Origin of the sequence: Cellulomonas chengniuliangii (assembly GCF_024508335.1) — a bacterium.
Taxonomy (GTDB): Bacteria; Actinomycetota; Actinomycetes; order Actinomycetales; family Cellulomonadaceae; genus Cellulomonas_A; species Cellulomonas_A chengniuliangii.
The window spans coordinates 961,502-973,663 of the sequence record NZ_CP101988.1; the positions used below are offsets into that span (position 1 = coordinate 961,502).

Consider the following 12,162-nt stretch of genomic DNA (forward strand, 5'->3'; position numbering starts at 1 on the left):
CCGCCGCGATGGGCGGGCGAGGCCAGCGGTCAGGCGGAGCAGAACGAGGGGAGGAGGTTCGCCGGGCTGTCGACCGGGCACGGGTCGAACGTGAAGATGACGAGCGTGCCAAGCACCACGACGACGACCAGCGAGGCCATGAGCGCCGTCTTGAGCGCGAGCCGGACGCTGTCCCGCTCGGCGTAGTCGTTGATGATGGTGCGCACGCCGTTGGCGCCGTGGATCATCGCGAGCCACAGCATGAGCAGGTCCCAGACCTGCCACAGCGGGGAGGCCCACTTGCCGGCGACGAAACCGAAGTCCACGGCGCTGATGCCCTCGCCCTGGACGAGGTTGACGAACAGGTGGCCGAAGATGAGCACCAGCAGCACGACGCCGGACACCCGCATGAAGATCCAGCCGTACAGCTCGAAGTTGCCGCGGGTGCTGCGGCGGTTGCGGGGCGCGCGGGGCGCCCTCGGCTCAGCGATCGTGGTCATCAGGCGCCCCCGAAGACGTGGCCCAGGTGCCGCGGCAGGAAGCCCGCCATGGTCACGACGAACAGCCCGAGGACGACGTACAGCATCACGCGCTGGTACCGCGGGCCCTTGGCCCAGAAGTCCACGAGCATGATCCGGATGCCGTTGAAGGCGTGGAAGACGATCGCCGCGACCAGGCCGGCCTCGCCGATGCCCATGATGGGGTTCTTGTACGTGCCGATGACCGCGTTGTACGCCTCCGGGGAGACGCGCACGAGAGCCGTGTCGAGCACGTGCACGAGCAGGAAGAAGAAGATGAGGACGCCGGTCACGCGGTGCGCGACCCACGACCACATGCCTTCACGCCCTCGGTAGAGCGTGCCGGCCGGTGCGGTGGGCACGTGGAGAGCCTCCTGGCAGTCGGATGAGGGACAGCACTGTCCTTTTCGCTGTCCACTCTAGTGACTTGTGCCTCACGGTCGACCGCCCTGCCGCCTGTGACGCGAGGGATCTGACCGAATGTGACGAAACCCACAGCGGAGTAGGCCCGGCCGTCGCGCCGCTGGTCATGGCTACCCTGGCCCGATGACCGACGCGATCCCCGGCTTCTACGCCGTCGTCCCCGCCGGCGGCGCGGGCACCCGCCTGTGGCCGCTGTCGCGGGCTGGCGCGCCCAAGTTCCTGCACGACCTGACAGGCTCCGGGCGCACGCTGCTCCAGGGCACCGTCGACCGCCTGCTGCCGCTGACCGGGCCGGGCGGCGTCCTGGTGGTCACGGGCGCGCGCCACCAGGCGGCTGTGCAGGAGCAGCTGCCCGAGGTGCGCCCGCAGGACGTCCTCGCCGAGCCGTCGCCGCGCGACTCCATGGCCGCGATCGGCCTGGCCGCCGCGGTGCTCGAGCAGCGGCATGGGGACGTCGTGCTCGGGTCGTTCGCGGCGGACCAGGTGATCGACGGCGCGCAGGAGTTCGGCCGGGCTGTGCGCGAGGGCGTCGAGGCCGCCCGGGCGGGCCACGTGGTCACGGTGGGGATCGCCGCCACGGGCCCGTCCACCGCGTTCGGCTACGTCCGCTCCGGTCAGCCGCTGGGGATCGCGGGCGCGCCCAGCGTGCGCCACGCCCTGGGCTTCACCGAGAAGCCCGACGCGGAGACCGCCGCGGCGTACCTGGCCACGGGGGAGTACCGCTGGAACGCGGGCATGTTCATCGTTCGCGCCCGGACGCTTCTCGACCACCTCGCAGCCCAGCTCCCGGCCCTGCACGACGGCCTGCGGGAGATCGCAGCGGTGTGGGACGCCCCGGAGCGCGATGAGGTCCTCGCCCGCGTGTGGCCGACCCTCACCCGGATCGCGATCGACCACGCGATCGCCGAGCCCGTCGCCGCGGCGGGTGGCGTGGCGATGGTTCCGGGCGACTTCACCTGGGACGACGTGGGGGACTTCGCCTCGCTCGCCGAGCTGCTGCCCGAGGCCCCGGAGGGCGACGGCGCCCGGACCCTGGGAGAGGAGGCGCTGGTGCTGCGCATCGACGCGACCGGCGCCCTGGTCGTGCCGTCCTCGGGCCGTGCCGTCACCGTGATCGGCGTGCCGGACGCGGTCGTGGTGGACACCCCTGACGCGCTCCTCGTCACGACGCGCGCCTGCGCCCAGCAGGTCAAGGGCGGCGTCGACGGCTGGCGGGCGCGGGGCCGCGACGACCTCCTCTGAGGCGACGCGCGCTGACGCACGGCGCGCTGGGGGACGACGTCGCGCCGGTGGCTGGCGCGGCGCTGGTCCAGGCAGGCGGTCTACCCTCGCGGCGTGCCTGTAGACGAATTCCACCTCGCTGACCGTGTCGCCGCCCTGCGCCCCGAGCTCGTCGAGATCCGGCGGGACCTGCACGCGCACCCGGAGCTCTCGCGCCTCGAGCAGCGGACGACGCGCCTGGTCGCGGACCGTCTGCGCCTCGCTGGCCTGACCCCCCGTCTGCTGCCCGGCACAGGCCTGATCTGCGACATCGGCCCCGGCCTCGCCGAGGGCGACCGCCGGCGCGTCGTGCTGCGCGCCGATCTCGACGCGCTGCCGCTGCCCGACACCTCGGGAGTCCCCTGGGCGTCGACCGTGCCCCACGTCGCGCACGCCTGCGGCCACGACGTGCACACCACGGTGGTGCTCGGCGCTGGCCTCGTGCTGGCTCAGATGGCCGCTGAGGGCACGCTCGACCGCGGGGTGCGGCTGCTGTTCCAGTCGGCCGAGGAGGTGCAGCCGGGCGGCGCCCTCGACGCCATCGCGGAGGGCGTGCTCGACGGGGCGAGCCGCGTGTACGCCGTGCACTGCGACCCGCGGGTCGACGTCGGGCGGATCGGCACGCGCATCGGGCCCATCACGTCCGCCTCCGACGAGGTGACGGTGACGCTGCGCGGCGACGGCGGGCACACCTCGCGCCCGCACCGGACCGGTGACGTGGTCTTCGCGCTCGCCCAGGTCATCACGCAGGTGCCCGCGGTGCTCGGGCGCCGGCTCGACCCGCGATCGGGCGTGAACCTCACCTGGGGCGCCGTGCAGGCGGGCTCGGCGCCGAACGCGATCCCGTCCGCGGGCACGGCCCGCGGCACGCTGCGCTGCCTGGACGTGCGCGCCTGGGAGCGGGCCTCGGCCGTCTTCCACGACGCGGTGCAGCAGGTGGTCGCGCCCTACGGCGTCGTGGCCGAGGTGCGCCACCAGCGCGGGGTGCCGCCGGTGGAGAACGACGAGCAGAGCGTCGCGGTGCTGGAGTCCGCCGCGCGCGACGTGCTGGGCGCGGACGCGGTGCAGCTCACGGAGCAGTCCCTGGGCGGCGAGGACTTCGCCTGGTATCTGACGAAGGTGCCCGGGGCCATGGCGCGCCTGGGCACGCGGACGCCGGGAGGCCGCTCGTTCGACCTGCACCAGGGCGACTTCCAGGTCGACGAGCGCGCGATCGACGCCGGAGTGCTGCTGCTCGCGCGCGCCGCGATGGCCCGGACGGCCGAGTGAGGCGGCTCTTGACCGCGAGTTGGGACGGCCCGTCCCGTATCTCGGAGCAATGTCCCAACTGGATAACGGAAACCGATCGCCTACCCGCTGGTAACTAGACCGAAAGCAGGGGTCCCTAGAATGCCCGTGCGGGTGTCGACGGAGGGCCCGTGCCCGCGCCGCGTCTCATGCCGAGCGGGATCGCAGGTCACCAGCAGCATCTCGATTCAACAACAGGAGTGTCGCGTGAAGAAGATCATCCGTGTGGCAGCGCTCGGTGGAGCGCTCGCCCTCACCCTCGGGGCCTGTGGCAGCGCCCCCGAGGACGACGCGACGGCCACGGCCGGCGCCGGCAGCAGCGACTTCAAGGCCTGCATGGTCTCCGACGAGGGTGGCTTCGACGACAAGTCCTTCAACCAGTCGGGCGCCGAGGGCCTCGAGCGCGCCAAGGCCGAGCTCGGCATCACGACGGTGCTGGTCGAGTCGCAGGCTGTGACGGACTTCGGCCCCAACGTGACGAACCTCGTCAACCAGGGCTGCAACCTCGTCATCGGCGTCGGCTTCATGCTCGAGGACGCGATCGAGGAGGCCGCCGTGGCCAACCCGGACGTCGAGTTCGCGCTCGTCGACTCCGGGTTCAGCGACGCCGACTTCAACCCGGTGACGTACGACAACGCCAAGCCCCTGCTGTTCGACACGCAGGAGGCTGCCTTCCTCGCGGGCTACGCCGCGGCCGGCATGTCCAAGACGGGCAAGGTCGCGACGTTCGGCGGCATCCAGCTCCCCTCCGTCTCGATCTTCATGGACGGCTTCGCCGACGGCGTCGCGGAGTACAACGAGGACAACGGCGCCAACGTCGAGGTCTTCGGCTGGGACAAGGACGCGCAGACCGGCTCGTTCACCGGCGACTTCGAGAACCAGGCCAACGGCCAGAACCTCGCCAAGGGCTTCATCGACCAGGGTGTCGACGTCATCATGCCCGTGGCCGGCCCGGTCGGGCTCGGCGCCGCGGCTGCCGCCCAGGAGGCCGGTGACGTCATGATCATCGGCGTCGACGCCGACTGGTTCGAGACGGCTCCCGACTACTCGTCGATCATCCTCACCTCGGTCATCAAGGAGATCGGCCAGGCCGTCTTCGACACCGTCGACCAGGCTGTCGCCGGCAACTTCTCCTCCGAGGCCTACGTCGGCACGCTCGAGAACGCCGGCATCGACATCGCCCCGTTCCACGACTTCGAGACGGCCGTGCCGTCCGAGCTCGCGGACAACATCGAGGCCCTCAAGGCGTCGATCATCGCGGGCGACCTCACGGTCGACTCGCCGTCCGCCAACAGCTGACGACGATCTCACTCACCGATGGCCCGGGCGGAACGACAGCCCGGGCCATCGGCCTGAAGTCCCGGCCCTCCCACCGAGCCCGGTGGCTAGGGTCGACCACCACGAACCACGCTGAAGGAGCCGGGGCACGTGAAGCTGGAACTGCGAGGGATCACCAAGCGCTTCGGGAGCCTGGTGGCGAACGACCACATCGACCTGGTGGTCGAGCCCGGCGAGATCCATGCGCTGCTCGGTGAGAATGGCGCGGGCAAGAGCACACTCATGAACGTGCTGTACGGGCTCTACGAGCCCGACGGCGGCGAGATCCTCGTGGACGACGCGCCGGTCGCCTTCACCGGGCCCGGCGACGCGATGGCCGCCGGCATCGGCATGGTGCACCAGCACTTCATGCTCGTGCCCGTCTTCACCGTCGCGGAGAACGTCGCGCTCGGGCACGAGCCGGTGCGCGGCGGCGGGCTCATCGACACCGCCGAGGCACGCAGGCGGGTCCGTGACATCTCCGACCGCTTCGGCTTCGACCTGGACCCGGACGCGCTCGTCGAGGACCTCCCCGTCGGCGCCCAGCAGCGCGTCGAGATCATCAAGGCGCTCTCCCGGGACGCGCGCGTGCTCATCCTCGACGAGCCCACCGCCGTGCTGACGCCGCAGGAGACCGACGAGCTCATCGAGATCATGCGGCAGCTCAAGGCGGCCGGCACCTCGATCGTCTTCATCACCCACAAGCTGCGCGAGGTGCGCGCCGTCGCTGACCGGATCACCGTCATCCGGCGTGGGGCGGTGGTGGGCGCCGCCGCCCCCAGCGACTCCGAGACGGAGCTAGCCGCGCTCATGGTCGGCCGGTCGGTCGACCTCGGCGTGGACAAGGCGCCCGCGACCCCCGGCGAGGTCGCCCTGCACGTGCAGGACGTGACCGTGATCGACCCCGCCGGCGTGCGCCAGGTCGACGACGTCAGCTTCGACGTGCGGCGCGGGGAGATCCTCGCCGTCGCCGGTGTGCAGGGCAACGGCCAGACGGAGCTCACCGAGGTGCTCATGGGGCTGCTGCAGCCGGTGGCCGGCTCGGTGCTCCTCGACGGCGCCGAGCTCGTGGGCCGATCGGTGCGCGAGGTGCTGCACGCGGGTGTCGGGTACGTGCCCGAGGACCGCACGGCGGACGGCGTGATCGCGGACTTCTCGGTCGCGGAGAACCTCGTGCTCGACCTGTTCGACCAGGCCCCCTACGCGCGGGGCATCGCGTTCGACCCGGCGAAGGTGGCCGCCAGCGCGCGCGAGCGGGTCGTCGAGTTCGACGTCCGCACGCCGTCGGTCGACGCCTTCGCGGGCACGCTCTCGGGTGGGAACCAGCAGAAGGTGGTCCTCGCCCGCGAGATGTCCCGGCCGCTGCGCCTGCTCATCGCCTCGCAGCCCACACGCGGCCTCGACGTCGGCTCGATCGAGTTCGTGCACAGCCGCATCGTCGCTGAGCGCGACCTCGGCACCCCCGTCGTCATCGTCTCGACCGAGCTCGACGAGGTCCTCGCGCTCGCCGACCGCATCCTCGTGATGTACCGCGGCGGCATCGTGGGGATCGTGCCGGGCGGGACGGACCGCGACGTGCTCGGCCTGATGATGGCCGGCGTCCCGCTCGACGAGGCCCGGGCCCAGGCCGCGGCCCACCACACCACGCTCGGCCAGGCGGATTCCGCGGCCGAGGCCAACCCCTCCAAGGAGGACCTGACGTGAGCGAGTCCGCTCCGCTCCGCGACGCGGCCGTCCCGGTCCCGGGAGACACCGGCGTCGAGACGCGCCCCTCCCGTGGCCAGACCGCCCTGCGGGAGATGCTCGAGAGCAGCTGGCTCGTCACGGCGCTGGCCATGGTGCTGGCACTCGTGATCAGCGCCGTGCTCATCGCCGCGGCCGACGCCGACGTCCAGGCAGCCGCCGCGTACTTCTTCGCCCGGCCGATGGACCTGCTCAGCTCGGCCTGGAGCGCGGTGGCGCAGGCGTACATCGCGTTGTTCCAGGGATCGATCGTCGACCCCGGCGCCACGACGTTCGCCAAGGCCCTCCGCCCGCTGACGGAGACCATGACGGTCTCCGTGCCGCTGATCTTCGCGGGCCTCGGCCTCGGCATCGGCTTCCGCGCCGGCCTGTTCAACATCGGCGCCCAGGGCCAGATCATCATGGGCGCCGTGGTCGGCGGCTACATCGGCTTCGCCCTCGACCTGCCGGTGGGGCTGCACCTGCTCCTCGCGGTGATCGGCTCCGCGCTCGGCGGGGCGATCTGGGCGGGCATCGCCGGCGTCCTCAAGGCCCGCACCGGGGCCAACGAGGTGATCGTCACGATCATGCTCAACAACATCGCGATCTACCTGGTGGGGTACCTGCTCACCACGTCGCCGTTCCAGCGCGGCAACAGCAACAACCCGATCTCCCCGGCGGTGGACGCCAACGCCGTCTACCCGCTGCTGCTCGGAACGGGGTTCCGGCTGCACGCCGGGTTCCTGCTCGCGATCGCCGCGGCGGTGGGCGTGTGGTGGCTGATGAACCGGTCGACCATGGGCTTCCAGTTCCGCGCCGTCGGGTCGAACCCGCACGCCGCCCGCACGGCCGGCATGTCCGTCGAGGCGAGCTACGTGTGGGTCATGGTGATCGCTGGGGCGCTCGCCGGGCTGGGCGGTTCCGCCCAGGTGCTCGGCACCGAGAAGGTCCTCACCGCGGGCGTCGCCGCCAGCTTCGGCTTCGACGCCATCACCGTCGCCCTGTTGGGCCGGTCCAAGCCGCTGGGCACCGTGTTCGCCGGGCTGCTCTTCGGGGCGCTGCGCGCGGGCGGGTACTCGATGCAGGCCCGCACCGGCACGCCGATCGACATCGTGCTCGTCGTGCAGTCCCTCATCGTGCTGTTCATCGCGGCGCCGCCGCTCGTCCGCGCCGTGTTCCGACTGCCCTCACCAGGGGCCGTCCGACCCGGCGTCCTCGCCACCAAGGAGGCCGCAGCGTGAGCGCCGTGACCGCACCCTCGCGGCCCGCCGCGAGCCCCGTCCCCCCGGAGACGGGCAAGCCGCTGCCGCCCATCAGCTGGAAGGCCCCGATCGGCTACAGCGTGACCGCCCTCGTGGCGCTGGTCCTCTTCGGGCTGCTGCCCGCGGGGGGGCGGACCACGACGTTCACGTTCTCCACGTCGAAGGACTTCTTCCACATCGACCCGGTGACCGTGCCGTCCCGGACCGCGGCGATCATCCTGTCGCTGGTCGCGCTGGCGCTGGCCGGGGTGTCGCTGTGGGCGACGCGCGAGCGCCGCAAGACGGGGGTCTGGCTGCCCGCGCTGTTCGGCGTGGCCGTCGTCCTCGCGTTCCTCACCTGGGCGGTCGCCGGCAAGGCGCAGCCGCTGCCGGTGACCGGCCTGCTGCAGGGGTCGCTGTTCCTGGCCATCCCGCTGGTGTTCGGGTCGCTCGCCGGCGTGCTGTGCGAGCGCTCCGGCATCATCAACGTGGCGATCGAGGGCCAGCTCCTCGCGGGGGCCTTCGCCGCCGCGGTGATCGCGTCGCTGACGCACAGCGCGTACGCGGGCCTGATCGCCGCGCCGATCGCCGGCGCTCTCGTGGGCCTGATCCTCGTGTACTTCTCGGTGAAGTACCTGGTCAACCAGATCATCGTCGGCGTGGTGCTCAACGTGCTCGTCGTCGGCGTCACCAGCTACCTGTTCTCCACGGTGCTCAAGGTCAACGCCTCGACGTGGAACTCGCCGCCCAAGCTGCCCACCATCGAGGTCCCGCTGCTCTCGCAGATCCCGGTGCTCGGCCCGGTGCTGTTCCGCCAGACGGCCCTGGTGTACCTGATGTACGTGGTCGTCGCGCTGCTGCAGGTGATGGTCTTCCGCAGCCGGTGGGGCCTGCGCCTGCGCGCCGTCGGGGAGCACCCCAAGGCCGCTGACACCGTCGGCATCAAGGTCAACCGCACCCGGGTGCGCGCCACGATGCTGGGCGGCGCCGTGGCCGGGCTGGGCGGGGCGTTCTTCACCGTCGCCGCCGGACTGGCCTTCGGCAAGGAGATGACCGGTGGCAAGGGCTTCATCGCCCTGGCCGCCATGATCCTGGGCCGGTGGAGCCCCACGGGCGCCCTCGCGGCCGCCCTGCTGTTCGGCTTCGCCGACAACCTGCAGGTGGTCCTGGGCATCATCGGCACCCCGATCCCGAGCCAGATCATGCTGATGACCCCGTACGTCGTGACCATCTTCGCCGTCGCCGGCCTCGTGGGCCGCGTGCGCGCCCCCGCCGCCGAGGGCATCCCGTACGTCAAGTGAGCGACAGTGGAGTGATCGACATGAGCCAGACCCCCGAGATCGACTGGGACGCCCTGCGCGCCGCGGCGCGCGACGTCATGACCCGTGCCTACGTGCCGTACTCCAAGTTCCCGGTCGGCGTCGCCGCCCTGGTGGACGACGGCCGCGTCGTGGTGGGCTGCAACGTGGAGAACGCGTCGCTGGGCCTGACGCTGTGCGCGGAGTGCGCGCTCGTGTCCGGGCTGCACGTCAGCGGCGGCGGGCGCCTGGTGGCGTTCGCCTGCGTCGACCAGCACGGCAACGCGCTGATGCCGTGCGGGCGGTGCCGCCAGCTCCTGTGGGAGCACGGCGGGCCGTCGCTGCTGGTGGACACCGTCAGCGGCATCAAGCCGATGACCGAGGTGCTGCCCGACGCTTTCGGGCCGGACGACCTGGTGGAGAGGGCAGCACGATGAGCGAGCAGCTGGACGCGGTCGACGTCATCCGCACGAAGAGGGACAAGGGCCGCCTGTCGGACGCCCAGATCGACTGGGTGGTCGACGCGTACACCCGTGGCGTCGTCGCCGAGGAGCAGATGGCGGCTCTCGCGATGGCCATCCTGCTCAACGGCATGGACCGGGCCGAGATCGCCCGGTGGACCGGCGCGATGATCGCGAGCGGCGAGCGGATGGACTTCTCCGGCCTGTCCCGCCCGACGGCCGACAAGCACTCCACCGGTGGGGTCGGCGACAAGATCACGCTGCCGCTGGCGCCCCTGGTCGCCGCGTTCGGCGTCGCGGTGCCGCAGCTCTCGGGCCGCGGGCTGGGCCACACGGGCGGCACGCTCGACAAGCTCGAGGCCATTCCCGGCTGGCGCGCCGCGCTCAGCAACGACGAGATGATGACCCAGCTCGAGGACGTGGGCGCCGTCATCTGCCAGGCCGGCTCCGGCCTGGCGCCGGCGGACCGCAAGCTCTACGCGCTGCGCGACGTCACCTCGACGGTCGAGGCCATCCCGTTGATCGCGAGCTCGATCATGAGCAAGAAGATCGCCGAGGGCACCGGTTCGTTGGTGCTCGACGTCAAGGTCGGCTCGGGCGCGTTCATGAAGGACATCGACCGCGCTCGCGAGCTGGCCCGCACGATGGTCGAGCTCGGCACGGACGCCGGGGTGCGGACCGTCGCGCTGCTCACCGACATGGAGACGCCCCTCGGGCTCACCGCGGGCAACGGCCTCGAGGTCCGCGAGTCGGTCGAGGTGCTCGCCGGGGGAGGCCCCGCGGACGTCGTCGAGCTGACCGTGGCGCTGGCCCGGGAGATGCTCACGGCTGCCGGGCAGCCGGACGCCGACCCGGCGGCCGCGCTCGCCGACGGCAGGGCGATGGACGTGTGGCGCCGGATGATCGCGGCCCAGGGCGGCGACGTGGACGCGCCGCTGCCGGTCGCGAAGGAGACGGAGCAGGTCCTGGCCTCGTCCGACGGCGTCCTGACAGGCCTCGACGCCTACGCCGTCGGGGTGGCCGCGTGGCGGCTCGGCGCCGGGCGTGCCCGCAAGGAGGACCCGGTGCAGGCTGCCGCCGGCATCGAGCTGCACGCCAAGCCGGGCGACCGGGTGCGCGCCGGCCAGCCGCTGCTCACGCTGCACACCGACACCCCGGAGCGCTTCGGCCGGGCGCGTGAGGCGCTCGAGGGCGCCGTGCGCATCGACCAGGGCGCCGCCGCGGCGGCCCCGCGTCCGCTGGTCCTCGACCGCATCGGCGAGTGACGCCAGCGGCTGTGCAGCTGACGAGCGTCCTCCGCGCGTTGCGCGGAGGCGCCGTCCCGCTCGACCTGGCGGGCCCGCGCCCGTCCGCTGACGACGCCGTCGGACCGGTCGGGGCCAGGCCTTCCCGGCCGTGCCCCGACCAGGTGCGCGAGCGCGCCAGCGGGCTTCCCGCCGCGGCCGCCGCGGACCTGGTCGCGCGGGTCGACGGGCTCTCCGACCGGGAGGCGTGGCAGGTTGTCGACCCCTTGCGCCCGGCGCCCGGAACTGGCGTGCTGCGGTTCGGCACCGCGGCCGCGCGCCAAGTCGACGAGACGGCCTGCGGAGCGGCCGTGCTGGCCATGATCGCGGCGCATGCCGACCCGGCGGTCGCGCTGTGGCTTGTCACAGGGGACGTGCCCGGCCGCCGGCCGCCTGTGCTGGAGGGGCTCGGGTCGTCCACGGGGCCCGCCGGGCGCCTGGCCGGGCTGCAGGCTGCTCTGCACGTGCGCAGCACGCGCCGGGCGGTGCTCGGCGTCCTCCCATGGCCGACGGCGCTCGGCACCCCGCCGTGGGGCGCGGCGCGCGTCGCCAGCGAGCTCGGCGCGCGGGCGGGCGGTCAGCGGTCGACCTCCTACCGGTCGGTGATGCTTGACGACACCCGCCCCGACGAGATCGGCGGCATGCTGGCCCGCGTGCGCTGCGCGCTCGCGCAGGGGGTCCCGGTGCCGCTGTACACCGGCGGTGACACGTCGGACGGCTGGGCCGCGGCCGTGCCCCGCCACGTCGTCCTCCTCACCGGCCTCGACACGGCAGCGGACACGGCGGAGACGGCTGGCCTGCGGGTCTACGAGCCGTCCAGCGGCCGAGAGCATGTGCTCGCCGAGCACGCGCTGCTCGACGGCGGGGCCCCGCGCGCGGCCTACGGCGGCTGGTCGCACGTGTGCTGGGCGCTGCTCCCCGCGCAGCCTGCCGCGCGGCACGAGGCCTGAGCCCGGCGCCTCCCGGGGGAGGCAGGCCGCCCGGTTGGCAACGGCCCCCGCCGCGGTCCACGATGGAATCGCACGAGCCATCCTCATCCCCCGGGAGGAACTATGAGCACCGTGCCCGGCCAGGACTCCTGGCGCGACGCCGGCCTGACCAAGCCCTCACTGCGGGATGCCGCCGAGGTGGAACCCGCGCCGTTCGAGCTCGACGAGCTCGGTGACGCGGAAGCCGCCGACGAGCTGCGCGAGGACGAGGCGGACACCGACGTGGCCGTCGTCGACCCTGCCGCCGATGTGGTCGAGGAGTACCGTCCCGGCGCGCCACGGCCCGACCTCGACGACCAGGCGAACGTGGCCGACGTGACCGAGCAGACCCGTGAGGTACCGCCCGACGAGCGGGACGACTACCCCTGATCGGAGTAGTCCCCA

General features: G+C 72.7%; 12 protein-coding genes. 10 read left to right on the forward strand and 2 right to left on the reverse strand.

Annotated elements, in window-relative coordinates:
- Positions 1–29 precede the first annotated feature (29 nt).
- Both sdhD and sdhC read right to left on the reverse strand, forming a co-directional pair.
- Entirely contained in the window at positions 30–479 is a 450-nt protein-coding gene (gene sdhD / locus NP064_RS04530; protein ID WP_227570851.1) for a succinate dehydrogenase, hydrophobic membrane anchor protein, read from the reverse strand.
- Positions 479–859, reverse strand: coding sequence for a succinate dehydrogenase, cytochrome b556 subunit (gene sdhC / locus NP064_RS04535; RefSeq protein ID WP_227570850.1), 381 nt, complete (start codon positions 857–859; stop codon positions 479–481). The genes sdhD and sdhC overlap by 1 nt, the downstream gene beginning before the upstream one ends.
- Before the next feature lie 184 nt (positions 860–1,043).
- Here sdhC and NP064_RS04540 point away from each other — a divergent pair, with 184 nt between their 5' ends.
- From NP064_RS04540 to NP064_RS04585, 10 genes are all read left to right on the forward strand, one after another.
- Entirely contained in the window at positions 1,044–2,162 is a 1,119-nt protein-coding gene (locus tag NP064_RS04540; RefSeq protein WP_227570849.1) for a mannose-1-phosphate guanylyltransferase, read from the forward strand.
- Positions 2,163–2,255: 93 nt separating this feature from the next.
- Positions 2,256–3,449 carry an amidohydrolase gene (locus tag NP064_RS04545; RefSeq protein ID WP_227570848.1) on the forward strand — a complete coding sequence of 398 codons (1,194 nt, stop codon included), beginning with the start codon at positions 2,256–2,258 and terminating at the stop codon, positions 3,447–3,449.
- A 225-nt stretch (positions 3,450–3,674) separates the two neighbouring features.
- Complete coding sequence (locus NP064_RS04550) at positions 3,675–4,766, forward strand: BMP family lipoprotein (RefSeq protein WP_227570847.1); 1,092 nt, start codon at positions 3,675–3,677, stop codon at positions 4,764–4,766.
- A gap of 129 nt (positions 4,767–4,895) precedes the next feature.
- Positions 4,896–6,488, forward strand: a complete 1,593-nt coding sequence (locus NP064_RS04555; protein ID WP_227570846.1) for an ABC transporter ATP-binding protein — start codon at positions 4,896–4,898, stop codon at positions 6,486–6,488.
- On the forward strand, positions 6,485–7,747 hold the full coding sequence (locus NP064_RS04560) for an ABC transporter permease (protein WP_372456422.1): 1,263 nt from the start codon (positions 6,485–6,487) through the stop codon (positions 7,745–7,747). The genes NP064_RS04555 and NP064_RS04560 overlap by 4 nt, the downstream gene beginning before the upstream one ends.
- 5 nt (positions 7,748–7,752) lie before the next feature.
- Positions 7,753–9,048, forward strand: a complete 1,296-nt coding sequence (locus NP064_RS04565; protein WP_227570867.1) for an ABC transporter permease — start codon at positions 7,753–7,755, stop codon at positions 9,046–9,048.
- Between the two features lie 20 nt (positions 9,049–9,068).
- Complete coding sequence (locus tag NP064_RS04570) at positions 9,069–9,482, forward strand: cytidine deaminase (RefSeq protein ID WP_227570845.1); 414 nt, start codon at positions 9,069–9,071, stop codon at positions 9,480–9,482.
- The gene (locus NP064_RS04575) at positions 9,479–10,771 is read left to right on the forward strand and encodes a thymidine phosphorylase (protein ID WP_227570844.1); all 1,293 of its coding nucleotides are present in this window, start codon (positions 9,479–9,481) and stop codon (positions 10,769–10,771) included. The genes NP064_RS04570 and NP064_RS04575 overlap by 4 nt, the downstream gene beginning before the upstream one ends.
- A gap of 11 nt (positions 10,772–10,782) precedes the next feature.
- The gene (locus tag NP064_RS04580; protein WP_227570843.1) at positions 10,783–11,739 is read left to right on the forward strand and encodes a hypothetical protein; all 957 of its coding nucleotides are present in this window, start codon (positions 10,783–10,785) and stop codon (positions 11,737–11,739) included.
- A gap of 102 nt (positions 11,740–11,841) precedes the next feature.
- The gene (locus NP064_RS04585; protein ID WP_227570842.1) at positions 11,842–12,147 is read left to right on the forward strand and encodes a hypothetical protein; all 306 of its coding nucleotides are present in this window, start codon (positions 11,842–11,844) and stop codon (positions 12,145–12,147) included.
- Positions 12,148–12,162: the final 15 nt, after the last annotated feature.